We start from the raw sequence: 26,054 nt of genomic DNA on the forward strand, positions 1-26,054 counted from the left end.
CTGGCCACGAACGCCGAGGGCGCCACGCCTTCTCATTGTCTGAGACACTGACAGCATGGGTTTCGCACGGCTCTACCCATCCTACGCAACCGGGGGTCGCCTCCGCCCCCCGCGCCCACACGCCGCGCAGAACAGCATTGCCGTTACGCTTTTTTTCTCGCGCCGCCCGCTCGCAATCAGCCGACCTTGATCCACACTGATGAGGTTGTCGCTCCGGTTCTCGCTCCGCCGCCCTCCCCGGGCGCGCGGCCCGGCTTCAGTCTCCATCGAGAGAGATATGGCGAACTGCGACGAGTTGATCATCTGTGAGCATTGCGACGGCGTGTTCGAAAAGCTCACCCTCGCCCGGCACCAGACCGCCCACTGCTCGCGCTGCGGCGGTGTGCTGCAGCGTTTCAACGGCTTGACCATCGAAGAGCGGCTGGCGCTGACCCTCACCGCCACGGTGCTCTGGCTGTTCGCCAACTTCTACCCGGTGATGAGCATCAACCTGCAGGGCCTCAAGAGCAGCGCCACCCTGTGGGACTCGGTGCTGGCGCTGAGCCTCGGCCCCATCACCTTCATCGCCCTGGTGGCGGCCATCTCCATCATCATCGCGCCGCTGTTCCAGCTGCTCCTGCTGGCCTGGGTGCTGGGTTTCGCCCTGCGCGGCCGCCGCGCGCCCGGTTTCCGCCTGTGCATGCGCGGGCTCGAGTCGCTGCGCCCCTGGAGCATGCTCGAGGTCTGCCTGCTGGGGGCGCTGGTGGCGGTGTTCAAGCTGGCCGGCATGCTCGAGGTGGTGCCCCATATCGGCCTCTTCGCCCTGGCCGCGCTGAGCCTGCTGCTGATCCGCATCGCCGGGCGCGACGTGCGCGAACTCTGGGCGCTGCCATGAGCACCCCGCCGCTGGCCCGCGACCTCGGGCTGTGCCTCTGCCACAGCTGCGGCAAGGCCTGCGACACCAGCGGCGACCCGCACCGCTGCGAGCGCTGCGGCGCCCCGCTGCACGCCCGCAAGACCGACTCCCTGAGCCGCACCTGGGCCTTCCTGCTGGCCTCGCTGGTGTTCTACATCCCCGCCAACCTGCTGCCGGTGATGAACACCAGCCTGTTCGGCAACGGCGCCGACAGCACCATCATGAGCGGCGTGCTGGAGTTCTGGCAGCACGGCGCCTGGGACATCGCCCTGATCATCTTCATCGCCAGCATCGCCGTGCCCGGCCTCAAGTTCGTGGTGCTCACCCTGCTGCTGGTCACCGTGCAGCGCGGCTCCGCCTGGGCCCGCAAGGAGCGCTCGCGACTGTACCGCTTCGTCGAGCTGATCGGCTACTGGTCGATGCTCGACGTGATAGTCGTGGCCCTGGTGGCCGCCCTGGTGAAGTTCCAGTCCCTGGGCGAGATCGAGCCACGCCCGGGGATTCTCTTCTTCGGCCTGGTGGTGGTGTTCACCATGCTCGCGGCGATGAGCTTCGACCCCCGGCTGATCTGGGACACGCCCACAACCGACAAGGAGGACAGGGATGAACCCGCAGAACGGTGAAACCGGCCCCGGCCGCCCCGTCGTCAGGACCCGCCGCTTCAGCGTCTCGCTGGTGTGGACCGTGCCCCTGGTCGCGGTGCTGGTGGGCCTGTCCCTGGTGGTGCACGGCTGGATGCAGCGCGGCCCCACCATCACCGTCACCTTCAAGACCGGCAGCGGCCTCACTGCCAACAAGACCGAGGTCAAGTACCGCAACGTGGTGATCGGTCACGTCTCCGAGGTGGCGCTGAGCAAGGACCAGAAGAGCGTCGACGCCACCATCGAGCTGGCCAAGGAGGCCGAGAGCTTCACCCGGGCGGATTCGCGCTTCTGGGTGGTGCGCCCACGCATCGGCGCCGGCGGCGTGTCGGGCATCGACACCCTGCTCTCCGGCGACTACATCGGCGCCGACATAGGCGAGGCCAACCAGCGCGCCCGTGCCTTCACCGGCCTGGAGAACCCGCCGCCCATCACCTACGGCGAGCCGGGCAAGCGCTTCACCCTGCACACCCAGGACCTGGGCTCCCTGGACATAGGTTCGCCGCTGTACTTCCGCAAGATCCCCGTCGGCCAGGTGGTGGCCTACGCCCTGGACGAGGACGGCCAGGGGGTCAACCTCGAAGTCTTCGTGCATGCGCCCAACGACAGGTTCGTCACCGAGAACACCCGCTTCTGGAACGCCAGCGGCATCGACGTCAACCTCGGCGCCAACGGCTTCGCGGTGAAGACCGAATCGCTGTCCTCGATCCTCGTCGGCGGCATCGCCTTCCGCGCCCCCGAGTACAGCCCCGGCGACCAGCCGGCGGAGGAGAACAAGGCCTTCGAGCTGTTCGACGACCAGCAGACCGCCCTCGCCCCGCCCACCGGCAAGGCCCAGTACCTGCGCCTGCGCTTCGACCAGGCATTGCGCGGGCTCAGGGTCGGCGCGCCGGTGGAGTTCCTCGGCATGGAGATCGGCAAGGTGGTGGCCATCAACCTGGATTTCGACGTGCAGAAACGCAGCTTCCCGGTGGACGTCGGCATCGTCATCTACCCGCAGCGCCTCGGCCAGGCCCACGTGAAGATGCTCAAGGCGCTGAACCATGAACCCAGCGACGAAGCCGCCGGCGCGCGCCTCATGGGCTCCTTCGTCGACAATGGCCTGCGGGCCCAGGCGCGCACCGGCAACCTGCTCACGGGGCAGCTGTACATCGCCCTCGACTTCTTCCCCAAGGCGGCCAAGGTGGCCTTCGACCCTGCCGCGCGGCCGGTGAGCATCCCCACCGTCCCCGGCAGCTTCGAGCAGGTGCAGGAACAGCTGCAGGCGGTGGTCGACAAGATCAGCAAGCTGCCGGTGGAGCGCATCGCCAACAACCTCGACGCCAACCTGGTGGAGATGCGCAAGGTGCTCGCCCAGGTCAACGCCAAGACCCTGCCCGGCGTGCAGGACACCCTCGGCGAGGTGACCCGGACCCTGCAATCGGCCAGCTCGACCCTGGCCGAGGACTCGCCCCAGCGCGAGCAGCTGAGCCAGACGCTGGACGAACTGGAGCGCATGTCGCGCTCGCTGCGCGAGCTCTCCGACTACCTCGGCCGCCACCCGGAATCGCTGATCCGCGGGCGCCCCGAGAACGCCGCGCCCAAGGGCCTGCTGGCACCGCCCGGCGAATGAACAGAGGAGCGACACCCATGGCCGTCCCGATGAAGATTCTGCTCAGTGCCAGCCTGCTGCTGCTCGCCGCCTGCCGCAGCGACCCGATCCACTTCCACACCCTGACTCCGCTCCAGGGCGGCACCGAGCCGGCAACGGGCGCGGACATCCAGATCGAAGGCATCAGCGTGCCGCCCCAGGTGGACCGGCCGCAGATGGTCATCCGCCAGGGCGACAGCGGCCTGGTGATCCTGGAGACCGAATGGTGGGGCGCCAGCCTGGTGGACGAGTTGAGCAGCGCCCTGGAAAACCGCCTGGCCGACAGCAGCCTGCCGCGCAAGGTCTCGGTGCGCCTGGACGTGCAGCGCTTCGACTCGCTGCCCGGGCAGTACGCGCTGCTGGACGTGCGCTGGCGGCTGCGCCACGGCGGCCAGGCCGAACAGCCCCTGGTGAGCTGCCGCAGCACCCTGAAGAGCCCTGCAGGCCCCGGCATCGATGCCCTGGTCATTGCCCACCAGCAGAACATCGAGCGCCTGGCCCAGGCCATCGTCAAGGCAGCCGGCGACAGCAACGGCGCCTGCCCGCCGTCGCCCTGAGAAAAGGCTCGCCGCGCGCCCGCGCAGGCTCCGTCGGGCGTGCTCTGGCGCGTGTTGCATACGGCCGCGCGGCAGCACATGGCGCCGCTTCGCTTCCACTGCTAGCGTCTTGATACACCTGCCTGCCAAGGAGTCTGGGATGCTCGACTACGTCGCCCTGGGAATGCTCGTCTTCGTCGGTATCGTGCTGTTCTACGGTGTCATCGCGATCCACGACATCCCCTATGAAATCGCCGTGCACCGCAAGCATCCGCAGCAGGATGCCATCCACGTCGCGGGCTGGATCAGCCTGTTCACCCTGCACGCCATCTGGCCCTTCCTGTGGATCTGGGCAACCCTCTACCGCGAGGACCGGGGCTGGGGCTTCGCCACCACCACGCCCACCGTCGCACCCGCCCTGGACGACCCCCGCCTGCAGGCGCTGGAGCAGGAGGTCGGCGAACTCAAGGCACGGCTGGCAGCCCTGGAGGCGCCCCCCGCGCCGCCGCTGGAAACGCCGGCCGAACTGCCCCGGCAGGAGGGCTGAGCCATGGACCTGTTGCTGATCCTCACCTACACCGCCATCTGCGTGGCCATCTTCAAGCTGTTCCGCATCCCGCTGAACAAATGGACCGTGCCGACGGCGGTGCTGGGCGGCATCGTCCTGATCGGCTCGCTGATCTTCCTGATGAACTACAACCACCCCTATTCCGAGGTGACCCGCAGCTACTTCGTCAGCACGCCGATCGTGCCGGCGGTGAGCGGCCAGGTGATCGAGGTGCCGGTGCAGGGCAACCGCATCCTGGAAAAAGGCGACGTGCTGTTCCGCATCGACCCGACGCCCTTCGAGAACCGCGTCAAATCACTCAAGGCCCAGCTGGTCTCGGCCAAGGCCGACCGGTTCCGTGCCAGCGAACTGGCCCGGCGCAACGTCGGCAACCTGCGCGACGTGGACACCGCCACCGCTCGCCTCGACGACCTCCAGGGCCAGCTCAACATCGCCCAGTTCGAGCTGGACAACACCACGGTGCGCGCCCCGGGCAAGGGCTACGTCACCCAGGTGTCGCTGCGCCCCGGCATCCAGGCGGTGAAGATGCCACTGCGCCCCGCCATGGTCTTCGTGCCCCTGGAAGATCACTCCTACGTGGCCTGGATGCGGCAGAACAGCCAGCTACGCCTGACCCTGGGCGACGAGGCGGAAATCGCCTTCGACGGCATCCCCGGCCAGGTGTTCGCGGCCCGGGTGAAGATGGTCATGCCGGTGATCGCCGAGGGCCAGGTGCAGCCCAGCGGCCACCTGATCGGTTTCACCGGCTCGCCACCGCCGGGCCGGGTGCCGGTGGTGCTGGAGGTGACCGACCCCGCCTTCGAGCAATACCGCGGCCTGATGCCGGGCGGCGCCTATGGCCAGGCGGCGCTCTACTCCGAGCACTTCCACCATGTGGCCGTCATGCGCAAGATCCTCCTGCGCATGTCCGCGTGGATGAACTACATCTTCCCCTTCCACTGACCCTGGGGGCGATGATTCGCCCTCGGCGGCGGCTCAGCCCAGCGGCTTCTCGAAGAACACCCGGGCGAAGCCGTCCTCGACCCGCCGCGCCACTTCCCGATAGCCGAGCCGAGGGTAGATCGCCAGGTTCTCGCTCATCTTCTCGTTGGTGTAGAGGCGCACGGCGTGCAGCCCCAGGCGCCGGGCCTGGTCCTCGCAGAAGCGGATCAGCGCCCCGCCGACGCCACGCCCGGCAGCGGCCGGCTGCACCGCCACGTTCTCCAGCAGCATGTGCCCGGCTTCCGCGCGGAAGACGATGAAGCCCAGCAACGCGCCGTCCCCGGCCAGGCTCACATGCACCTGGCCGGCGGCGATCAGCGCGCGGTAGTCGGCGGCCATCGGCGCCGGTGGCCGGCCGATCGCCGCGATATAGGGGCTGTAGGCACGCTCGGCGCAGGCGCGCACCGCCGCCTCGTCGGCCGCCTCGGCCAGTCGGATCACCCCGCCCCACGTCAACGCGCAAACACCCGCTGCAGCCCCAGCGCCACCAGTGCCGCGCCGGCGCAGCCGTTGATGCCCCGCTCGATGCGCAGGTAACGCGAACGCAGCGCGGCGGAACCGAAGACCTGGGCCAGGCCGATGTGCCAGCCCAGGGACAGCACGCCGATCAGCAGCACGGTGACCGGGTAGAACCACAGCGGCGCCCCCACGGGGAAGATGGCGGCGAAGGCGCTGGTCCAGAAGGCTGCGCCCTTGGGGTTGGTCACACAGGTGAGCAGGCCGGTGCGGTAGGCGGCCAGGCGCGAGCCATCGAGTTCGGGCTGCTCCACCGCCCGTCGCGGCGAAGGCCGAAAAGCCGACCACAGCAGCCGCCCGCCGTACCACACCAGGTAGGCGGCACCCACCAGGCGCACGCCGGACTCCAGCCAGGGGTGTTGCGCCAGCAGGGTCGCCAGCCCGGCGATGGACACCACCACCCAGAACACCGAGCCGGTGGTGATGCCGAAGGCGACGTAGCGCGCATCCCGGTGCCGTTGGCTCAGGGCCATCTGGCTGAGGATGAAGAAGTTCGGCCCGGGGCTGGCGAGCACCGCCAGGTAGATGCCGCTGATCAGCAGCAGGGAATAGGCGTAGGTCATGGTCAGGGCTTCCGGGGGGGATGGGGCGTTTTCGAACCCTACCAACGGCCCCCCAGGGCCGATAGATACAGACGGCCCCGATTTTCGACATACAGGCTGGCGGGCCTGCGTAGGATGGCGTAGAGCGAAGCGAAACCCATGGGATGGTGGTACCAGGAATCCCGAGGTGCCCCGCGCCAACTCCTGCTACGCAGCAGACTCCACCTGCCGATCGAGGTAGCACTCGAACCCCTTGCCCCATACCTTGAAGCGCACACGGATGCCGTCGTGCAGCCAGTACAGCGTGTACACGTTGGGGTGATCGTCCCTGTAGGTGGCGACCACATCGAGCGTATTCAGGTGCTGGCGCGCGGCCTCGAGGTCGACCGTCGCGTCACCCACGGTGTAGATCTCGAAGGCCTCGCGACTGCCGTCCGAGAGCGACACGTAGTGGCCGAAGCCGTCGAAGGAATAAGCGTCGAGATTCTTCAGCAAACCGAACAGTTCGCTGAACCCCAGGTCCAGCAACGAGGCGGCGCCCAGGCGTTGGATAAAGGCATCGGGCTTGCCTTCCAGCTCTTGCAGGTAGCGGCTGATGAGGGGCGCGAACGGCCCCTCCATAAAGGCCTTGTTGCGGCCGCTGAACTTGACCTTGCGGGCCTTGACGGGGCTGATGCTGCCGAGTTGGAGCTTGGTGGGCCGGCGGGCGAACGCCACTGTCTCGCCGTCGTACTCGCCCAGCTCGAAGGTGGCGGAGAAGGTGCAGGTCTTCTCGTGATCGTCGGCAGTCATTGCCGTCAGCCCGGACGCACCCTTGTAGAGGAACAGGCGGCCGTCCTCGGCCTGCATGCGCATCACGCAGAAGCGCTCGAACAGCGACTCCTTCCACTCGTGGCTCAGCAAGGTCGCCTTGACCGTCACCCGGCCCTCGGGAAGGAACAGCTTGGCGCTCGCCTCCAGTGGCGGCTTGGGCATAAGCGCGGCGCTGGCCTCGAAGGCCTTCTGCGACACCCGCTTCAGGCCGATGAAATGATGCCGCTGGCCGCCTTCGTCCCGCGACTCACTCAACACCGTGCGGGTCGCGCCCAGGTGCACCAGGCCCGGGATCAGCCACAGCGGCGGGTCGATGCGCCCGGCATAGCCCGCCACGATCAGCGTCGAATCCTGGCGCTCCAGGCGCTCGATATCGATGCCCTGCTCCGCGCCATGGGCACCGACCGGCGCCAATGAAGCGAGGCTGGCGGTCAGCTCGTGGCCGTGGGCCTCGGTGGCAGCGCTCAAGGCCTGCAGAACCTGCTGCGCCTGCGCCTCATCGCTGAACTGCACACGCAGGGTGATGGCGGTTTCGGACATGGGTGGCAGTGCCTCCTTGCGGCTGCGGGCGGGGTTACCCGGGAAGGCACTCACGATACCGCGCAGCTGGATCACCTGACTCGGCTGCAATAGCACATTGCCAACCCCGGCACAGAAACTGCCGCCCGAGCCTTCAGCGGGCCCGGGCGGCAGGACTCAACCGGTCTGCCGCAGCTCGGCGCTCCCAGCGCTGATGGGCATCACGCCGTTGTAGCGGAGGAAGAAGTCGTCGGCGCGGGCGACGATCTGCGTGTACTGGCCGCGTAGCGCCAGCCGCATCATCTCCACCTGCAACTCCTCCTGCGCCACCATGTATTCGAGAAACGCCCGCGCGTCCGCCGGGCCCTGGCGCTGCAGGTCACGCAGCCAGGCCAGGTACTTCACCGTCTCGCGGTACACCAGCTTCAGCAGGGTCTGCTGCATCGCCAGTGGTAGCGACGACAGCACCCAGGCCTTGAGCCGGGTCAGCGGCCCCGGTGGCCGGTGCAAACCCCAGCGGATGGCGGCGGCCTGGTAACGCGGGCTGTTGAAGTGTTCCAGGTCCAGGTAGGTCCTCCAGAACACCCCTCGCCCCTCGTCGCCCAGGCGCTCGGCCATGCGCCCCACGGCCAGCAGGGCGAAGGCCCGGTTGGCCAGTTCATGGCGGAACCCCTTGATGAATACCTTGGATGGCATGCTGCTTTTCACCCTCATGGAAAGAACCTCGAAACCGTTGGAAAGCCCGACACCGCGCCCCTCATGAGCCGTCGCTCTGGGCGTTCAGGCTGCTGATGTAGTCGACGATGGCCTGGCGCTCGGCGTCGGTGCCGATCTGCAGCGAGATGCCGCGCATCCACATGCCCAGCTCGCTGGCGTGGGCCTCGGCGCCACGCAGCCCCTGGATGTAGTGCGTCAGCTGGCGTTCCAGGTAGGCCGCATCCAGCAACCTCAGGTCGGGCGTGCGGAGATGGGCGAAGCCGCTGGCATCGGGCCCGTGGCAGACCGCGCAGGTGCCCTGGTAGAGCGCTGCGCCCCGTGCGGTTTCGCCCGTTGCGGGCACCTCGCCCGGCGGCAGTTCCAGGCTGGAGAAATAGTGGGCCAGCGGCTCGAAGTCGCGCTCCTCCATGCTGGCGACCACCCCGCGCATCTGCGCGCCGTGCAGGTCGCGGGCGTCATAGCCACGGCGCCCCGCCTTGAAGTTGCGCAGTTGGTCGAGCAGGTACTCGGCCTGTTGCCCCGCCAGGCGCGGTGCCCCGAGCAGCGCATTGCCCTGGCCCTGCCCGCCGTGGCAGGCCGTGCAGTTGAAGACCTGGGTGGGTATCGCCTCGGCCTGGGCGTGGAGCGTCGCGGCGAGCAGCAGCGCGCCGGTAAAGAAGCTGACCTTCATGGCTTCAGGTTCCCTGTGGTTTTTCTTGCGCGGCGATCCGCTGCAGCAGTTCGCTGCGGACCCGTTGGACATCGGCCGGCACCGCCCGCCGCCACCCGCTCAGCTCGGCCCCGGTGTAGGGCTTGAAGCCCGCTGGCACCCCGGCCGCATCGAAGGTCGCCAGCATCCAGTTGAGGACGCCGGCCAGCGCCTCGTCGGACAGCCCCGACAGCGCCGAGCCCGGCACCTGCACCAGGTACTCGCGCCCGCCCGGCACGCCGAGGAACTTGCCCAGTTGCCCGGGGAACGCCGGCACCTGCCGCTGCGGGTTGCCGCTGCCGTCGGGCAGGTGGCAGCCTTGGCAATTGAGCATGTAGTCGAACTGCCGGGGCTCGGTGGCCCGGGCCGCCAGCGAGCCCGCCAGCAGCAGCACGGCCAGGGCGAGGTGGAACAGCGACCGCCCCGGCATGGCTATTCCTTCACCCCGATCACCACCGACAGCGAGCAGTGATAGGGCATGTCGGCATGGCTGCCGGAGCACCAGTTGAGGTCGTTGGAGCTCTGCGGGCGGTACAGCGGCGTATCACCTTGATCGCGCTGGCAGACGCAGCGCCCGCAATTGCTCTTGCCGCAGCAGTCGTTGTACGAGATCACGTAGTCCTTGCCGTCGGACGGGTTGCGGCAGGTGCCGATCCAGGTGATGTCCGAGCGCACAGTGCCCGGCGGGCAGCTGTTCACCGTGCCGCCACAACAGCCGCAGAGAAAGCCGTCGATGGCGCAGTGGCGCCAGTAGTCGCAGCTGTCAGGGTCGCCGCTCTCCACCAGGGAGCGGCTGGTCTGGGCGAAGGCGCCGCTGCGGAACACCGGCAACAGGGTGGTCGCTCCGGCGCCGATCATCAGCGTGCCCAGACCACCGAGGAACCCGCGCCGCGAGGTGCCGCGCGCCACCCGGCGGGAGAGCATCTCCACGGCTTCGTCGAACCATTTGATCGTCATGTTCAGTGCACCTGCTCGAAAAGGGCGGGCTGTGCGGCGCGGTAGGCCTGGATGGAGGCGAAGCCCAGATCCTGGGCTTCCAGCAGGCTCTCCAGGTGCTCACGGCTGTTGATCAGCCCGTGGGTGACCACGGTGCCGCTGGCGTCGATCAGCACGCCGTAGGGCAGCTTGCTGATCTGGTAGGCCAGCCCGACCTCCCGCGACAGCACATAGGGGAAAGCCTGCAGGCGCTGCGCCGCGATGAACGCCTGGTGCGCTTCCGCGTCGCCGTCGCTGGCCAGTACCACCCGCAGCCGTGCCCGCTCCTGCTTGCGCAGGGAGGCCAGCACCGGCAGCAGCGTCTTGCACACCGGGCAGCTTTCGGAGAGGAAGAACAGCAGGGTCGACTGCCCCTGGGCATTGGCGCCACCCAGGCTGACCGAACCACCGGTCAGGCTCGGCAGAGTGAAGCGTGGCGCCGTCTCACCGGCCTGGATGGCCTTGCCCAGGGACAGTGCGCCCACGGGGCGGAGGCGCTCGTGCAGCAGGCCGACCTGGCGGGCCAGTGCCCATACGGCGAGGATCAACCCCAGGTTCATCAGCCAGGAAAGCAGCCCGGAAACGATCAGGGCATGGGTCATGGTCATCACGGTTCCCTCAGGGATAGGCGGTTGGAAATCAGCAGGTTCGCCAGCAGGTAGAGCGCCACGCCGCAGCCGAGGGCGAACCCCAGGACGGGCGCGTCGAACCCGGTCAACGGGCGCGCCGCCACCGGTGCCAGCAGGTTGAGCGCCAGCACCACCAACAGCAGGTTGCGCCAGGCCAGCACGGTGCTCGGGGGTTGGCGCGTGCCACCGAAATGGCAACCGCAATCCCCGATCACCGCGCCACGGCGCGCACCGAGAGCCAGCACGGCGGCATACAGGGCCAGCAGCAGCGCCGCCGGCCAGGCAGCCAAGGGTGACCAGAAGCTCGCAAGCACACCCACGGCGGCCAGCAGCTCCAGCAGCGGCAGCGCCCAGGCCAAAGCGGCCACGGGCAGGCGGCCGCCAAAGGCTTGGTCATAGCGCGCCAGCACCCTGGCGAAGCCCGGCCGATCGCGCAGCTTGTGCAGCGCCGAGGCACCCAGCAGCAGTGCCAGGCCGGCGGCGCTGGTGAGGTGCACCAGGGGGTCGTGCAGGTAGGCGGCGATCACCATGGCGCCACCACGTTCATGAAGCCCAGGGGGATGTCGCCGATGCTGCGCAGGTGCTCGCCGCTGTCCGCGTCATAGAGGTTGATGCCCTGGCGCAGCAACGGCATCAGCCCCGCCTCGCCTTCGGTCAGGTAGACCCACAGGGTGAAGGCGCTCGGCATCGGTACCACCCAGTCCAGGCTGTAGAGGCGTGGCTGCTCGCCCTGGCTGACGCCGATGGCGGTGCTTTGCTCGTCCAGCTCGATGCGTGCCAGGCGCTTCTGGCTGCGCACGTCGAAGACCCACACCTCGGTGCCCGGCTTCTGGTAGTTCTCCGGCTTGTCCTGGTGCATGAGCACGAATAGCCGGCCGCTGTTCACATGCAACGCGGTACCGTGGTTGCCGGCGATGCCCCAGCCATCGGCGCGCTCGGCATCGCTGACCAGCGACCAGTGTGCCGCCGCCTCGATGCCCTCGGCGCCCATGCGCAGGCCATAGGCGTTGTTCTGCTGGGAGACGAAGTACCAGGTGTCACCCATGCGCGAGCCGGTGGTCAGCAGCAGGTCCTGCAGCGGGTCGAACAGCGGCTGGGTGCGTTCCTGGGCAGCGACCTGGCCCTGGTCGTCCAGGCGCAGGTGGAAGAAGCCGCCGTTGCCGCAGATGGCGTAGAAATCACGCGGGCCCGCCGGGTAGAGGGAAGCGCACCCGGGGATCGCCACCTCGCCGACGAAGCGCCGCTGCTCCAGGTCGACGATGGAGACCGACTGCGCCGGGGTGAAGTTGAGCACCAGCAGGAAGCGCTCGTCATCCGACAGCACGCTCAGGCCGGTGGAGATCAGCGCGGTCATGCGCTTGGGCGGGATTTCAATCTCGTACTTGGGGCTCAGGGTACGGGCGTCGTAGACGGTGACCACATCGCTGCGGGTACCGCGCACGCCCCGGCTGAAGTAGATCTCGCTGGCGTACAGCTCGTCGCGGCGGTGCGACATGACCAGGCCGTTGCTCCACATGCCGGTGCTCAGCAATCCACGGCTACGGCCGCTGTCATCGAACAGGTAGGCGCGGCCGTCGACCATGTTCGGCGCGTTGCTGCCCCAGATCCAGAACCAGTTCTGCCCACGGTGATCGCCCAGCACCTCGACCCCGGCCTGCTCCGGTACGAAGGCGGCCAGGGTGGGCTGCGCCACGGCGCCGAGGGAAAGGCCACAAAGCAGGTATCGCAACGAACGCATCAGCATGGGGAGGAGACTCCGGGATGTCTGGAGGGCCCGTGGGGCGGGCGCCCCGCCTGGTTGGAAGTCTATCGACGGGGTTGCCCGGGCGACTTGCCCCGAGGTGACAGCTGGCTTGGCATCCGGCGTCATTTCCCTTCACCGCCCTCTTGGGTGACCACGCCGGCGGCGCCGAACAGCAGCAGTTGTCCGCCCGCGCCCTGGGCCAGCGCCGCGAGGTTGAGGCGGTCTTCCCGCTGCAGCGCCGTGAAGCGCGCGACGCTGGCATCGGAGAGCGCCACCAGGCCGCCGTTACCCACCAGCGCCACGCGGCCATCGCGCAGCTGGGTGAGCGCGGTGATGGCCTCGCCGCTGCCGCTGTCCAGCACCCGCCAGTGCCGCCCCTGGGGGTCACCCAGCAGCACCCGCCCGCTCATGCCGGCCAGCAGCACGCGGCCATCGCGCAGCGCCGCCCCGCTCCACAGCGAGCCACTGGCGCCGGTGTCCAGTGCCTGCCAGCTGGCGCCACCATCCCCGGAGCGATAGGCGTTGCCCGCCTCGGCGGCGATGAACAGGCTGCCGTCGCGGCTGGCGAACACCTGGTTGAGGTGGAAGTCGTCGCCGCCCTCCCCGACCGCCAGGCGCTGCCAGGTCTGCCCGCCGTCACGGGTCTGCGCGGCATAGCCGTAGGCACCGACGACGATGCCGTGGCGCGCATCGTCGAACCACACCGAGAGCAGCACCGGCTGCCCGTCCAGGCGCTGTTGCAAGGTCCAGTTCTCGCCACCGTCCTTGGTGTTCAGCAACACCCCGCCGTGGCCCACGGCCCAGCCCTGGCGAGGGTCGCTGAAGCTCAGCGCGGTGAGCAGGCCATCCACCGGCACGCCCTGGGCCTGGCGCCAGGTGCGGCCGTCGTCGGAGAGCAGGATCACGCCGTGGTCGCCCACCGCCACCAGGCGCGGCCCGGCCTGGGCCACCGCCACCAGCGGCGCCCGTTGCGGGGCGTCGAGGGCGATGGCCGGAACCACCGCCTCGGCGGCGCAAAGAGGGCTGGCAACGGCCAGCAGCAGCGCCGCCAGGGGCAGGCGCGGAAAACGCATCGCAGGCATCGGCATCGTCCTCGTCAGTGCGCGACCAGGGGCGCACGAACCGGCCCCCGACGCGGAATCAGGGTTTCCAGCACCACGGCCAGAGCCGGTAGCAGGGTGATCGCCATGACCATGTTGGCCATGAACATGAAGGTGAGCAGCAGGCCCATGTCGGCCTGGAACTTCAGCGCCGAGAAGGCCCAGGTGGCGACACCGACCGACAGCGTCAGTGCGGTGAACACCGTGGCCACGCCCACCTCGCGCAGGGCCTGCTGGAAGGCGCTGACGATGTCGCGCCCCTCGGCGAGGTGCATCTGCAGGCGGTTGTAGATGTAGAAGGCGTAATCCACGCCTATGCCCACCGCGAGCACCATCACCGGCAGCGTCGCCACGGTCAGGCCGATGTCCAGGGCCTTCATGAACCAATAGCCGAGGAAGGTCGCCAGGGTCAGCGGCAGGCAGCAGGCGACCATCGCCCGCCAGTCGCGGTAGACCAGGAACACCAGCAGCACGATGGTCAGGTAGACGTAGAGCATCATCGGCAGCTCGGAGGCCTCCACCACCTCATTGGTGGCGGCCTGCACGCCGGCGTTGCCGCTGGCCAGGCGCACCGTCACACCCGCCATGGCGTGGGCATCGCGGTACGCCTCCACCGCCTGCACCACGCCTTTCAGGGTGCTGGCCTTGTGATCGGCCAGGTACAGGTTGACCGGCAGCAGGGTGCAGTCGGCGTTGTACAGGCGCAGCGCCTCGGGCACCTGGCGCACCGCCTCGCCGAGGGAGAGTTCGTCCCGAGGCAGCGCCGCCCATTTCGGGTTGCCCTCGTTGACCCCGGAGGCCGCGAGCTTGGTCAGCGCCGGCAACGACTGCGTCGAGAGCACGCCGGGCACGTTGCCCAGTTGCCAGGTGAGGCGGTCGACGTAGGCCATCACGTCGTGGCGGTAGCAGCCGCCGGCCGGGGTCTCCACGGCGACGGTGAACAGGTCCAGGCCCAGGGCGAAGTGGCTGACCACGCTCTGCACGTCGAGGTTGTAGCGCGAGTCCGCGTGCAACTCGGGCGCCCCCGGCAGCACGTGCCCCACATGGCGCCCCTGGCTCTGCCACACCGCCAGCACCATCAGCGCCAGGCCGAGCACCGTGCACAGCGACGCATTGCGCGGCTCGGCGATGCGCCCGAGGCGCGCCATCAGCGCGTCACGTCGCGCCCGCAGGCGCTCCACGCGGGCGACGTAGGCCGGGGTGAAGCTGAAGTAGCTGGCCAGCACCGGCAGCATGATCAGGTTGGTGACGATCTTGTAGGCCACGCCCACCGAGGCGGTGATGGCCAGCTCGCGGATCATCGGGATGGGCACCAGCACCAGGGTGGCGAAACCGACGAAGGCGGTGATCAGCGCCAGGCTGCCGGGGATCAACAGGCCGACGAAGCTGCGCCGCGCGGCGGTCAGGCCATCGGCACCGGCACACACCTCCTTGGCGATGAAGTTGACCTGCTGCACGCCGTGGGACACGCCGATGGCAAACACCAGGAACGGCACCAGGATCGCCAGCGGGTCCAGCCCGAAGCCCAGCAGCGTGAGGGTGCCGAACTGCCAGACCACCGACACCAGCGAGCAGAACAGCGGCAGGAAGGTGAGCACCCGCGAGCGCGTGTAGCCGTACACCGCCAGCGCGGTGAGCACCAGGGCCAGGGCGAAGAACTCCACCACGCTGCGCGCGCCCGCGCCGATATCGCCCATCTGCTTGGCGAAGCCGATCACCTGCACGTCGTAGTCGGCATCGGCGTACTTCGCCCGCACCTCATCCTCCAGGCGCTGGCTGAACTCCAGGTAATTCAGGGGCTGGCCGGTCTGCGGATCGGGGTCGGCCAGCTCGGCGACGACCATGGCACCGGAGTGATCGTTGGCCACCAGGCTGCCGACGAAACCGCCCACCAGGGTGCGCTCGCGGATGCCGGCGATGGCGCGCGCGTCCAGGGTGCCCACCGTGACGTCGCCGCCGACCACGTCCTCGGCCTTCATGCCCTCCTCGGTGATCTGCACCGCGCGGGTGTTGGGCGTCCACAGCGAGGTGACGCTGCGGCGGTCCACCCCCGGCATGAAGAACAGCGTCTGGGTCAGCGCGTACAGGCGGGTCATCGCCTGCTTGTTCCAGATGTCGCCGTGGCGGGCGTGCAGCACGACGATGATGCGGTTGGCGCCGAACAGCACGTCGCGGTACTGGTTGAAGGTCTTGATGAAGGCGTGCTGCTGCGGCAGCTGCTTGTCGAAGCCGGCCGACATCTCCAGGCGCGAGGCGAAAACGCCCATGACCAGGGTGATGGCGGCCAGCAGGCCGAGGGTCGCCAGGCGATGGCGGAACAACAGGCGCTCGAGCGCCGTGACCAGGAAAGCCAACATGGAATGCCTCGATACAACGGGTGCGCGGTTGGCGGGCCAGGTGCGGCCCGCCAACCGCGAACGGGGCTTCAGAACGAGTAGGAAATGTTGCCGCTGAGGAAGTCGCGATCGGCCATCAGGTTGTTGTCGCCGCCGCCCCAGTACTGCACCCACTGCAGGCCGCCCTTCCAGCGGTCGCGGTAGTTGAACAGCAGGGAGGCGGTCAGCGACTTGCGCCCCTCGACGAAGGGCATGGCGTTGGGCGTGGTGCCCTTGACGTCATGGCTGAAATCCAGCTGCGGGGTGAGCACCACCCCGGTGCCGAACAGGTCCGGGTAGTTGATGCCGATCTCGGTGACGTAGCCCCAGGAGGTGCGGTCCGGCAGCGAGTAGTCCGGCAGCGCGTAGGGCACCTTGCCGGAGGTATCCAGCCCCGGGTAGCGGGTGACCACCGCCTCGGCGAGGATGAAGGCGTCGGAGGCGCCCAGCGCGCTGGGGATGAAGCCCAGGGGATCGCTGGCGGAGAAGTTGTAGATGGCGTTGACGTCGGCCTGCCATTTGCGCGCTTCGACGAAGCCCTTGTTCACCCCGGTGTCGAACAGGCTGTAGCGGTTGTAGCTGCCGGTGATGCCCTGGCCGAAGGGCACCGTGGGGTCGATGCCGACGCTGTCGCGCGGGCGGTAGGACAGCTCGCCGGCCACCGCCACCGGCCCCAGCATGGTGCTGGCGGAGAGGCCGAACAGGTCCTTGTCCTCGCCGTAGTTGAGGAAGTAGTTGTCCACCACCAGGGCGTCCGGGTTGCTCAGCGCGGTGTAGCCGACGAAGGGCAGCTTGTCGTGGTAGCGCTGGTAGAACAGGCCGAATTCGGTCTCGATGCTCGAAGCCGTCCAGCGCAGCGCCACGCCGTACTGGCCGCTGTTCTTCGCCTTGCGCTCGCCGCCGTAGGGCACGGCCAGGCCCAGCGCCACCAGTTCCTCGTCGCTCAGCCCGCTGATGTTGGGCGCACCGCAATGCCCGGTGGGTGTGCCGGCGCAGACGCCCGGCATCAGGCCCTCGATGTAGCCCGTCGGGTAGTAGATCGGCCTGCGCCCTTCCCCCGCCACGTCGGCGACGGAGAAGTAGGTGCCCACCGGGTCCAGCGAATAGGCGTTCCAGCGGAACTGGTAGTAGGCCTCCAGGCTCAGGGTGTCGCTCAGGCCGAGGCTGAAGGAGGCCATGGGCGCGGGGATGAACACCTCCTTCAGCTGGGTGCCCGGCGTGTGGTACTTGGGCAGGCTGAGGGCGTTGATCTGGTTGATGCCGCCGGGCACGAAGATCTCCGCGCCCCAGCTGATCACCTGGTTGCCCAGCTTGACCTTGGCCGGCATCGCGCCGATGTCGAAGCGCTTGGCCAGCCACAGGTCGAGCAGGTCGAAGCGTTCGGTGGCGTCGCGCTCGGCCTGGTCGTCCAGCGCGGTGGTGCGCACGTTGTCCATCTTGAAGTCCTTGGCCCAGGCCACCCGGCCCAGGGCGCTCCAGCCATCGCCGAAGCGCAGGCTCAGCTCATGGGTGCCCTTGAGCACCTGGGAGAAGACGTCGTGCTTGCGGTAGTTGAGGTTGCCATCGTCGGCGTTGCTGTAGTTGATATCGGCATTGGCGTAGCCGTTGCCCCGTGCGGGGTTGTAGTAGCGGCCCAGGTCATTGTCGGTGCCGGTGTTGCAGCCGCCGCTATCGCCGCCGAGCAGGTGGCAGTCGGGCGATTGCAGGCGGCTGGCGAAGCCGTAGGACAGGGTCGAGTCGAAGCTGCCCGAGAGGCCGTCGTCACTGCCGAACAGAACGGCATGGCTGGGCGGCGCGATCAGGCCGGAGGCGACGGCCACGGCCAGCGCCAGGGCATGGCGCGGGCGAGCCGGGGCCTGCAGCGCCGGAGCGCCGCACGGAAGGTGCTTGTGCATGGTGGGTTCTCCGGGGCGATCAGCGTTCGCCGCGACGGCGCAGCTCGTTGGAATTGAACATCTTGTCGGTCACCCGGCCCTGCTGACCGGCGGTGAGGTCGAGCGACAGCCCTTCCTGGGTGAAGCCGTCGGCCAGGTAGCGCCGGGCGATCAGGTCATAGCTGACGTACTCGAAGCTGGTGCAGGCCTGGATTTCCGGGTCGGCCCACAGGCTGCCTTCCTGCACCCGCCAGAGGTTGCCCTTGGCGTCGTACATGTCCACGTGCAGCAGGCTCCAGCTGTCCTCGTCGAAATAGAACATGCGCTTGGCGAAGGAGTGGCGCTTGTCGGCCTTGACCGTGGCCTCCACCACCCAGACGCGGTGCTTCTCGTAGCGCTGCACATCGCGGTTCAGGTAGTCCTGGCCGATCAGTTGCTCGTACTTGTTGGCCTTGTCCACCAGGCGGAAGGAGTTGTACGGCACCAGCATTTCCTTCTTGCCGAGCAGCTTGAAGTCATAGCGGTCCAGGGCGCCGGTGAACATGTTGATCTGGTCGACGAAGTAGAGATTGTCGGAGCCGGCGATGGGGTTGTCGTAGGCGAAGGACGGCGCCAGGCGCACGCGACGCTGGCCGGGGAAGTAGATCCACGAGCTTTGCGCCTTATCGAGGAACGCGTGCACCAGGTACATCTCGCCGGCGCGGGACGAGGGCGAGAGCACGTCGTAGAGCAGCTTGGCCTCCATGCCATCGGTATCGCCCGAATCCTTCACCGCCGCGTCGTTGTAGGGGTAGTACTCGTGGGCCCACTGGCGCACCTCGGTGAGCGCGCCGCCCTTCTCCCGTACCAGCAGTGAGATCTGCGCGCGCCGCCCCTTGGCCATGTAGCGCAGCTTGTAGTTCCACAGCACCTCGATGCCGCTCTGCGGCACCGGGAACGGCACCGCCGCCCCCACCGCCTGCTCCAGGCGCCAGCCATCAGCACCGATGCGGGCCTGCCCGGCGAAGGCTTTCGAGCGCTCGGCCACCTCGGTGGGGATCGCGCAGCTGCGGTGGGTCGGGTAGACGTCCAGGCGGTAGCCCGGGTAGGCCTTGATCAGCGCCGCCTGGCCTTCCGGCAGCAGTTGCTGGTACTGGGCCAGGTTGCGGGCGTCGACGGAGTACAGCGGCTTGTCGGCGGCGAAGGGGTCGCCATGGCCCGGCGACCAGCCGGCCGGCGCCTGGGTCAGGCCACCGGTCCAGGCCGGAATGCTGCCATCGGCGTTGCCGGCCTTCTGGGCACCGATAGGCGTCAACTCGTTGCCCAGCCTGGCGAGGTCGGCCGAGGTGGCGGCGTAAATGGGAGCATTGCCGAGGAGCGCCAACAGCGCACCACCCAACAGCGAACGCGGGAGGTTTTTCATGAACTTCTCCTGGTGGAGCTTTTTGTGGTTATCGGGAAACAGTTCGAAGTCGTCCGGTGCAACCGGGCGAAGGGAGATCTGCACGTGGCAGAGGGGATCGTTGCGAGTACCGCGAGATGACGCAGACGTACGTGTTGCTCGCGGCCATGTACCGCCCTCCGGTGTTTTCTTGTTGTTCGGATGGGTGGCCCGGTCGCTCGGAAAAGAGCGGGCTGATGGCAACCATGCAGCCCTGAAACATCAGGCTCACCTGGCAGGGAAAACTATGCAAAGCCACGACGGGCGGCTTGCCAGGAGGTGACAGGGTGATTGACATCCGGTGCCAATCGGCGGGAAACGAGCCCTGTCGCCGGGGCAGAAAAAACCATCGCGCAGCGGGGCTTACCAGCCGTGGCCGGATGCGATTATCGTAAATACGGCGATCACGCCCGCCATGGCCCCACGGCCTTCACCCAGCGCGCACAGCCCCGGAAACGGAGGCTTACATGACAAGAACAACAAGGCTTTGGCACAGATGAAATCCGTACGCACGGTGTTGTCCGAGAACTTCTTCCGTCGCTTCAGCGAGGTCTTCGCCCCTCACCTCGCCCCGCTCGGCATCGACCCGCGCGTGCTGGAGCGGGCGGACATCGAGATACCCGGCGAGCAGTACGTGGCGCTGTGGGAGGCGGCGGCGCAACCCAACCCCAATGTCGGCCTGGAGCTCGGCATCCAGACCGAGGTCGACGACTTCGGCGCCCTCGGCCATGCCCTGGGCTGCGCCGCGAGCATCGAGGCAGCGTTGCGCACCTTGCACCGCTTCATCGTCATCTTCGCCCAGGAGTCGCTGTTCGATTTCGCGATCGATGCGCGCACGGTGATGGTGGAATACCGGGTCGTCGCCCCGACCATCCTGCAGCGCCGCCAGGACGCGGAGTTCGCCATCGCCTCCGTGCTGCGCATGCTCAACCTGCTGACCGGCAGCAGCCTGCGCCCGCTACGCATGGACTTCGAACACCCGCGCCCCGCCGACACCACCGTGCACAAGCGCCTTTTCCAGTGCCCCCTGTACTTCAACCAGCCCAGCAATCGCATCCACCTGCCGGCCGATATCCTCCAGCTGCCGGTGGCCCGGGGCAACGAGCGGCTGTACCGGGCCCTGGAGCCCTACCTGGAGCGGGAGCGCCAGGAGCGCTCGGTGTCCGACGAGCTGCTGGCGCAGATCACCCGCATGATCGCCGCCGACATGAGCAGCGGCGCGCCGTCGCTGATGGATATCTGCGAGCAGCTGGGCCTGAGCCGGCGCACCCTGCAGCGGCGCCTCAAGGACCATGGCATCGAGTACTCGGCACTGGTAGAGGACGTGCGCCGCGAGCTGGCGCTGGCCTACATCAAGGACTCGGACTATTCGATGACCGAGATCTCCCTGCTGGTGGGCTACGCCGAATCCGGCTCCTTCACCCGTGCCTTCCGCCGCTGGACCGGCCAATCACCCCAGCAGTACCGCAGCGCCAACCCGCCCCGCACCTGAGCCCGCTCCCAATCGGGTGCGCGCCGCCGATCACTGGCGCGCACTGCTCAAAACCTGGCACCTGCGGACAATCCAGCGCCGCGCCCCGTCGCTAACCTGCCCCTGCCACGCCGTCCCCTTCGCCAGCCACCCCATCGAGGCCTGGCACCTGGGGCACGCGCCACCGCTGCCTTCCCAATCACACGACCTACAACAAGAGATTGAGAGCATGACCCACGCAGACCCACGCCTGGACAGCCTGTCCTTCTGGCAGCACGATTTCGGGCCCTACCAGCCCAACCCCGCCCTGAACCAGGACCTGAAGGTGGACGTGGCCATCATCGGCGGCGGCTTCACCGGCCTCAACAGCGCCTGGCAGTTCAAGCAGGACAACCCCAACGCCCGCGTGGTGGTGCTGGAGGCGGCGGTGGTCGGCTTCGGTGCCAGCGGCCGCAACGCCGGTTTCAGCACCAAGCTGTTCGGCCTGGAACCCGAGCTGGTCCTCCTGCGCTGGGGCCGGCAGAAGCTGATCGACGCCCGCCACTACCTGGAGAAGGCCGTGGCCCATACCCGCGACCTGATCGAGGCGCACGGCATCCAGTCCGACTACCGCCATAGCGGCCTGGTGAGCATCAGCTATTCCGACCCACAGCAGCGCCGCCTGGAGAAGACCTACGCGCTGCTGCAGGACCTGGGCATCGCCGGCGACCTGACCTGGCAGGACCGATCGAGGGTGCAGCAGGACTTCCACTCCGAGCGCTTCAATGGCGGCATCTACGAGACCAACACCGGGAACCTCAACCCCTGCAAGCAAGTGCGCGGCCTCAAGGGCCTGGCCGAGTCGGCGGGTGTCGTCGTCTACGAAACCACCCCGGTAACGGCCATCGAACGCCAGGCCACGGCCATCGTCATCGACACCCCAGGCGGCCGCATCACCGCGGACAAGCTGGTGGTGGCGACCAACGCCTACTCGCGGCAGGTGCCCGACACCCGCCGCCTGCAGACCCGCCAGTACCCGCTCTGGACCTATCAGGTGGTGACCGAGCGGCTCAGCGAAAAACAGTGGGAAAGCATCGGCTGGAAAGACCGCCAGTGCTTCGGCGACAACCGCCAGATGCTCCACTACTTCCGCCCCACGGTGGACGGGCGGATCGTCATGGGTGGCGGCGACGCGCTGGCCTACCGCACGGCGCCCATGGCCGAGACGCCCTCCCCCGCGAGCTGGCAGCACTGCGAGGCCCACCTGAAATGGATCTACCCGCAGCTCAAGGATGTGCGAATCGACTACCGCTGGGGCGGCCCCGTTTCGGTGAACATCGACATGGTGCCGGAGATCAGCTTCATCGACGACGAACGCATCATCTACTCGGGGGGCTGCTTCGGCCACGGCGTCGCCCTCACCCACCTCAACGGCCGCACCATCGCCGACCTGCTCAATGGCAGGAAGACCGAGCTGACGGACTTCTGGATCGTCAACCGGCACTCCATCTCCATGTCCAGCGACACCTTGTCGTACCTCAGCGGCCGCGCCGCCCGGGGCGCGCTCAAGGCCTGGGACTGGTGGGAGGAGCGCAGGCTCCAGCACCATTGAGCCGACGCCGCAGCGGCACCCGCTGCGGCCACTTCCCCCGCTACGCCACCCGCTCCCTTTCCCGCCTGGGCTACGCTTCAAGCAGCCGCGCCCGTCGGGCTCCCCCAGCCATCCACGCGCCGGCCAGCCCGGAGCCCGCAGTATGAATGCCCTGTATTTCTCGCCCCTGCTATTGAGCATCAACCTGATGGTGGCCAGCGCCCTGGGTTGCACCGCACTCTGGTACTACTCGCGGCCCTACCGGGGGCCCGGTGTGTGGACCTGCGGGGTGCTGATCCTGGTGACGGGGCTGTTCCTGCTGCTGCTCGACACCCCCTCGCTGCGCATCCTCGGCAGCGCCCTGCAAACCGCCGGGGAGGCGACGCTGGTGGTGGGCGTGTTCCGCTACCTGGGCCTGACGGAGCCCTGGTGGATAGTGCCCACCAGCGCCGGCCTGATTGGCGTAGCCATGGGCTGGCACAGCTGGGTCGCGTCCTACAACGGCGAACTGCTGATCGCCCTCTCCTCCGGCCTCAGCGCTGTGATCGCAGCCTTGGCCAGCCGCGTGCTCTGGGCCGGCCCCGGCGAGCCCGAGCTGCGGGGCGTGCGCCGCTTCGTGGCGCTGACCTTCGCCGGCTATTCGCTGGTCAGCGTCACCAGCGGGCTGATCGCCCTGGCCAACAGCCTGCAGGGCATCGAATTCACCCTGGAGACCCGCTCGGTCTCCTACCTGCTGCCGATCAACTTCGGCATCCCGCTGTGGGCCCTGTGCCTTATCTGCCTGGCGCTGCTGACCATGCGCCGCATCCTCCTCGACAGCCAGCACAACGCCAAGGCGGCCAAGGCCAGCGCCCATCGCTTCGAACGGCTCATGGGGGTGACCAATGGCGGCGTCATGCTGCTCAAGGACGGCCGCCTGCTGGATGCCAACCCGATGCTGGAAACGCTCTTCGCCCAGCCGCTGGCCGAGCTGCTGGGCAAGCCCCTGGCGCACCTGTTCGAGACCTGTGACGACCTCGCCACGCAGATGGCCGACGCCGACAGCCGCCCCCACGACCACCAGGCGATCCGGGGTGACGGCAGCCGCTTCGCCGCCGAACTCAGCGTGGCCGCCCTCGACGACGGCAGCCTGGTGGCGGAGGTCCGCGATGTCAGCCAACGCAAGGCACTGGAGGAAGAGCTGCGCCAACTGGCCTTCCGCGACCCGCTGACCGGCGCGCTGAACCGCCGGGCCTTCGCCGAGCGGGCCGAGCAGGAACGGCTGCGCTGCGCTCGTCAACACCGACCGCTGTGCCTGGCGCTTTTCGACCTGGACCACTTCAAGCAGGTCAACGACACCTACGGCCACGCCGTCGGCGACCTGGTGCTGCAGCGCTTCGCCGGGCTGTGCCGGGGTGGCATCCGCCGCACCGATCATTTCGCCCGCTTTGGCGGCGAGGAGTTCGTCCTGCTGCTGCCCGACACCAACCAGAGCCAGGCCAGTGTCCTGCTTGAACGCTTGCGCCAGCACTGGGCCGATGAGCGCCTGGATACCCCGCTGGGCATGCTGCAATCCACTGTGAGCATCGGCCTGGTGCAGATCGACGACGACGCGTCCCTGGAGGCCTGGCTGGAGCGCGCGGATGTGGGGCTTTACAAGGCCAAGAGCGAGGGGAGGAATCGACTGGTGGTTGGTTAAGCAAGGGCGGCCTATGGTGCTGCCGGTGACTTTCGTGCCCAGCTGATTGCTGAGTTCTGGTGATACTTTTGGTTTCGCCCACCCGGGCGAGTCCCTTTTCCAATCGTTGAAAAGGAACCAAAAAACTTGCCCCTCCATACGGGTCTGGCTGAAGCCAGACTTCCCTCGCTCCATCATCGTTCCAGGGGCACGCGCTGACGGGCCATCCCTGGCCCGACATCGCTCTCGCGACATCCATGTCGCTCAACCCCCTACACGACGATTCGCTCGGCCTCCTGGGAAGGGGCGTTTGGCGGCTGCTCCAACTCTCTTCGTTCGACCTCTCACATCGGCGTGCGCACAGCTTGCCGTAGGATGGCGTAGAGCGGAGCGAAACCCATGCGGTGGAGCGTTGATTAGTGGAGCTTCGATCAGGCCACCGCCCTCTCCGCGCGCTTCTCTTCCTCCAGCTCGCGCACCAGCGGCAGCACATGCTGGCCGAAGTACTCCACCTCTTCGTGGAAGTGCAGGAAGCCGGAGAGGATCAGGTCCACGCCCACGGCCTTGAGGGCGACGATGCGTTCGGCGATCTGCCGGGGCGTGCCGATGAGGTTGGTCTTGAAGCCGTCGTTGTATTGCACCAGGTCCTCGAAGCTGGACTTGGCCCAGTTGCCTTCGCCCTCGGGGCTGGCGGCGCCGGCGTTCTTCACTTCGGCGCCGAAGGCGTTGACCGCGTCCGGGTTGGCCTTGTCGATGATTTCCTGCAGCACCGCGCGGGCTTCTGCTTCGGTGTCGCGGGCGATGATGAAGGCGTTGACCCCGACCTTCACCGAATGGCCGTTGGCCGCAGCCTTGGCGCGGATGTCGTCGACCTGCGCCTTGATGCCTTCCACGCTGTTGCCGTTGGTGAAGTACCAGTCCGACACGCGCGAGGCCATGTCGCGGGCGGCCCGCGAGCTGCCGCCCTGGAAGATTTCCGGGTGCGGCTGCTGCAGCGGCTTGGGCTTGAGGCTGTAGTTGCGCAAGCGGTAGAAGTCGCCGTTGAAGGTGAAGTCGTCCTGGGTCCAGATGCCCTTGAGGGCGCGGATGAATTCCTCCGAGCGGCGGTAGCGCTCGTCATGGTCCAGCCAGGGTTCGCCGATGGCGTGGAACTCGCCCCGGAACCAGCCGGACACCACGTTGATGGCGATGCGGCCGTTGCTGAGGTGGTCGATGGTGGCCAGCTGCTTGGCCGCCAGCACCGGGTTCCATGGGCCGGGCAGGATGGCGGCGATGACCTTGAGCCGCTCGGTAACGGCCAGCAGCGCGTGGCTGATGGCCACCGATTCGTGCTGGTTCTCGGCGCCGTAGCCGGCGGTGAAGCGGATCTGCGACAGGGCGTAGTCGAAGCCCGCGCGCTCGGCGATCTGCGCCAGCTTGCGGTTGTAGTCGGCGTCCCAACTGGTGCGCTGCTCGATGTTGCTGACCACCAGGCCGCCACTGACATTGGGCACCCAGTAGGCGAAGCGGATCGGTTGCTGGCTCATGGCATTGACTCCTCGGGGCTTGGGAATTCAGGCGGCGCGATCGGCCGCGTGGTGGAAGAAGGCGAGCACCGGCTCCAGCGCCCGCTCGATGCGCTCGAGCTGGGCGGGGTCGGTGAGTTGGTGATCGGTGAAGGCCTCGGTGGTGGCGTAGAGGCCATAGGGCAAGGTGTGCGCCTGGAAGAAGGCGAACAGCGGGCGCAGCTGGTGGTCGATCACCAGGGCATGGCGCTCGCCCCCGCCGGTGGCGGCCAACAGTACCGGCACGCCCTTGAGGGCCTGGTAGTCCACCAGGTCGAACAGGTGCTTGAACAAGCCGGTGTAGGAGGCGCGATAGACGGGGCTGCCGGCGATGATCAGCTCGGCGTTCTCGATGGCCTGCAGGTGCGGCAGCAGCGCCGGTGAGGCCGTGTCGCGCTCCAGCGAGCCGGCCAGTCCCCCGGCGATATCGGCGACGCGGATCCAGTGCACCTCGATGGCCAGGCGCGCCTGCAAACGCTCCACCAGCGCCTGCAGCAAACCATGGGTGCGCGACGGGTTGCGCAGGCTGCCCGAGACCACCACCACTCTTATCGTTCGACTCATTCCAACCTCTCGTCACGGCGACGTGCATGTAGGGAGGTCAGAGCAGTAGTCGTGCCAATGCAGAAAACACAGCGGGATCAAGCAG

General features: G+C 67.9%; 25 protein-coding genes. 9 read left to right on the forward strand and 16 right to left on the reverse strand.

Going from position 1 to position 26,054, the window contains the following annotated elements:
* Positions 1-277: 277 nt before the first annotated feature.
* The 6 genes from OEJ36_RS10210 to OEJ36_RS10235 all read left to right on the forward strand — a co-directional run bounded on the left by OEJ36_RS10210 (position 278) and on the right by OEJ36_RS10235 (position 5,212).
* The gene (locus OEJ36_RS10210) at positions 278-874 is read left to right on the forward strand and encodes a paraquat-inducible protein A (protein WP_263401429.1); all 597 of its coding nucleotides are present in this window, start codon (positions 278-280) and stop codon (positions 872-874) included.
* Entirely contained in the window at positions 871-1,518 is a 648-nt protein-coding gene (locus OEJ36_RS10215) for a paraquat-inducible protein A (RefSeq protein ID WP_263401430.1), read from the forward strand. The genes OEJ36_RS10210 and OEJ36_RS10215 overlap by 4 nt, the downstream gene beginning before the upstream one ends.
* On the forward strand, positions 1,499-3,148 hold the full coding sequence (locus OEJ36_RS10220; protein ID WP_263401431.1) for an intermembrane transport protein PqiB: 1,650 nt from the start codon (positions 1,499-1,501) through the stop codon (positions 3,146-3,148). The genes OEJ36_RS10215 and OEJ36_RS10220 overlap by 20 nt, the downstream gene beginning before the upstream one ends.
* Positions 3,149-3,165: 17 nt before the next feature.
* Positions 3,166-3,723 carry a membrane integrity-associated transporter subunit PqiC gene (locus tag OEJ36_RS10225; protein ID WP_263401432.1) on the forward strand — a complete coding sequence of 186 codons (558 nt, stop codon included), beginning with the start codon at positions 3,166-3,168 and terminating at the stop codon, positions 3,721-3,723.
* Between the two features lie 139 nt (positions 3,724-3,862).
* A complete protein-coding gene (locus tag OEJ36_RS10230) occupies positions 3,863-4,249 on the forward strand; it encodes a DUF3302 domain-containing protein (RefSeq protein ID WP_263401433.1) in 387 nt (128 codons plus the stop codon).
* Positions 4,250-4,252: 3 nt separating this feature from the next.
* The gene (locus OEJ36_RS10235; RefSeq protein WP_263401434.1) at positions 4,253-5,212 is read left to right on the forward strand and encodes an HlyD family secretion protein; all 960 of its coding nucleotides are present in this window, start codon (positions 4,253-4,255) and stop codon (positions 5,210-5,212) included.
* Positions 5,213-5,245: 33 nt separating this feature from the next.
* On the opposite strand, the gene OEJ36_RS10240 is transcribed toward OEJ36_RS10235, so the two are convergent.
* From OEJ36_RS10240 to OEJ36_RS10310, 14 genes are all read right to left on the reverse strand, one after another.
* Positions 5,246-5,692, reverse strand: coding sequence for a GNAT family N-acetyltransferase (locus OEJ36_RS10240; RefSeq protein ID WP_263401435.1), 447 nt, complete (start codon positions 5,690-5,692; stop codon positions 5,246-5,248).
* Between the two features lie 11 nt (positions 5,693-5,703).
* Positions 5,704-6,330 carry a LysE family translocator gene (locus tag OEJ36_RS10245; RefSeq protein ID WP_263401436.1) on the reverse strand — a complete coding sequence of 209 codons (627 nt, stop codon included), beginning with the start codon at positions 6,328-6,330 and terminating at the stop codon, positions 5,704-5,706.
* Positions 6,331-6,516: 186 nt separating this feature from the next.
* Positions 6,517-7,662, reverse strand: coding sequence for a hypothetical protein (locus tag OEJ36_RS10250; protein WP_263401437.1), 1,146 nt, complete (start codon positions 7,660-7,662; stop codon positions 6,517-6,519).
* A 156-nt stretch (positions 7,663-7,818) separates the two neighbouring features.
* Complete coding sequence (locus OEJ36_RS10255) at positions 7,819-8,337, reverse strand: hypothetical protein (RefSeq protein WP_263401438.1); 519 nt, start codon at positions 8,335-8,337, stop codon at positions 7,819-7,821.
* A 61-nt stretch (positions 8,338-8,398) separates the two neighbouring features.
* Entirely contained in the window at positions 8,399-9,028 is a 630-nt protein-coding gene (locus OEJ36_RS30445) for a c-type cytochrome (protein WP_317891571.1), read from the reverse strand.
* A 4-nt stretch (positions 9,029-9,032) separates the two neighbouring features.
* Positions 9,033-9,476: a c-type cytochrome gene (locus tag OEJ36_RS10270; RefSeq protein WP_263401439.1), complete on the reverse strand. Its 444-nt coding sequence runs from the start codon at positions 9,474-9,476 to the stop codon at positions 9,033-9,035.
* A gap of 2 nt (positions 9,477-9,478) precedes the next feature.
* Positions 9,479-9,997, reverse strand: a complete 519-nt coding sequence (locus OEJ36_RS10275) for a methylamine dehydrogenase light chain (RefSeq protein ID WP_411860990.1) — start codon at positions 9,995-9,997, stop codon at positions 9,479-9,481.
* Between the two features lie 8 nt (positions 9,998-10,005).
* The gene (gene mauD, locus OEJ36_RS10280) at positions 10,006-10,629 is read right to left on the reverse strand and encodes a methylamine dehydrogenase accessory protein MauD (RefSeq protein ID WP_263401441.1); all 624 of its coding nucleotides are present in this window, start codon (positions 10,627-10,629) and stop codon (positions 10,006-10,008) included.
* Entirely contained in the window at positions 10,629-11,180 is a 552-nt protein-coding gene (locus OEJ36_RS10285; protein ID WP_263401442.1) for a MauE/DoxX family redox-associated membrane protein, read from the reverse strand. The genes mauD and OEJ36_RS10285 overlap by 1 nt, the downstream gene beginning before the upstream one ends.
* On the reverse strand, positions 11,174-12,394 hold the full coding sequence (locus OEJ36_RS10290; protein ID WP_263401443.1) for an amine dehydrogenase large subunit: 1,221 nt from the start codon (positions 12,392-12,394) through the stop codon (positions 11,174-11,176). Before OEJ36_RS10290 ends, OEJ36_RS10285 begins: the two co-directional genes overlap by 7 nt.
* Before the next feature lie 122 nt (positions 12,395-12,516).
* Positions 12,517-13,476 (reverse strand): WD40/YVTN/BNR-like repeat-containing protein, encoded by a 960-nt coding sequence (locus OEJ36_RS10295; RefSeq protein WP_263401444.1) that lies wholly within the window; start codon positions 13,474-13,476, stop codon positions 12,517-12,519.
* Positions 13,477-13,490: 14 nt separating this feature from the next.
* On the reverse strand, positions 13,491-15,851 hold the full coding sequence (locus OEJ36_RS10300) for an efflux RND transporter permease subunit (RefSeq protein ID WP_263401445.1): 2,361 nt from the start codon (positions 15,849-15,851) through the stop codon (positions 13,491-13,493).
* A gap of 68 nt (positions 15,852-15,919) precedes the next feature.
* A complete protein-coding gene (locus tag OEJ36_RS10305; protein ID WP_263401446.1) occupies positions 15,920-17,764 on the reverse strand; it encodes a DUF1302 domain-containing protein in 1,845 nt (614 codons plus the stop codon).
* Positions 17,765-17,783: 19 nt separating this feature from the next.
* The gene (locus tag OEJ36_RS10310; protein ID WP_263401447.1) at positions 17,784-19,145 is read right to left on the reverse strand and encodes a DUF1329 domain-containing protein; all 1,362 of its coding nucleotides are present in this window, start codon (positions 19,143-19,145) and stop codon (positions 17,784-17,786) included.
* A 514-nt stretch (positions 19,146-19,659) separates the two neighbouring features.
* On the opposite strand from OEJ36_RS10310, the gene OEJ36_RS10315 reads away from it, so the two are divergent.
* From OEJ36_RS10315 to OEJ36_RS10325, 3 genes are all read left to right on the forward strand, one after another.
* Positions 19,660-20,655: an AraC family transcriptional regulator gene (locus tag OEJ36_RS10315; RefSeq protein WP_263401448.1), complete on the forward strand. Its 996-nt coding sequence runs from the start codon at positions 19,660-19,662 to the stop codon at positions 20,653-20,655.
* A 208-nt stretch (positions 20,656-20,863) separates the two neighbouring features.
* A complete protein-coding gene (locus tag OEJ36_RS10320) occupies positions 20,864-22,225 on the forward strand; it encodes an NAD(P)/FAD-dependent oxidoreductase (protein ID WP_263401449.1) in 1,362 nt (453 codons plus the stop codon).
* Between the two features lie 142 nt (positions 22,226-22,367).
* A complete protein-coding gene (locus tag OEJ36_RS10325) occupies positions 22,368-23,882 on the forward strand; it encodes a GGDEF domain-containing protein (protein ID WP_263401450.1) in 1,515 nt (504 codons plus the stop codon).
* Between the two features lie 410 nt (positions 23,883-24,292).
* Here the strand turns inward: OEJ36_RS10325 and sfnG are convergent, their stop codons facing one another.
* The gene (gene sfnG / locus OEJ36_RS10330; RefSeq protein WP_263401451.1) at positions 24,293-25,387 is read right to left on the reverse strand and encodes a dimethylsulfone monooxygenase SfnG; all 1,095 of its coding nucleotides are present in this window, start codon (positions 25,385-25,387) and stop codon (positions 24,293-24,295) included.
* Between the two features lie 27 nt (positions 25,388-25,414).
* Positions 25,415-25,969 (reverse strand): FMN reductase, encoded by a 555-nt coding sequence (gene msuE / locus OEJ36_RS10335; protein WP_263401452.1) that lies wholly within the window; start codon positions 25,967-25,969, stop codon positions 25,415-25,417.
* Positions 25,970-26,054: the final 85 nt, after the last annotated feature.

The organism is Pseudomonas sp. PDM13 (genome assembly GCF_025685765.1).
Taxonomy (GTDB): Bacteria; Pseudomonadota; Gammaproteobacteria; order Pseudomonadales; family Pseudomonadaceae; genus Metapseudomonas; species Metapseudomonas solani.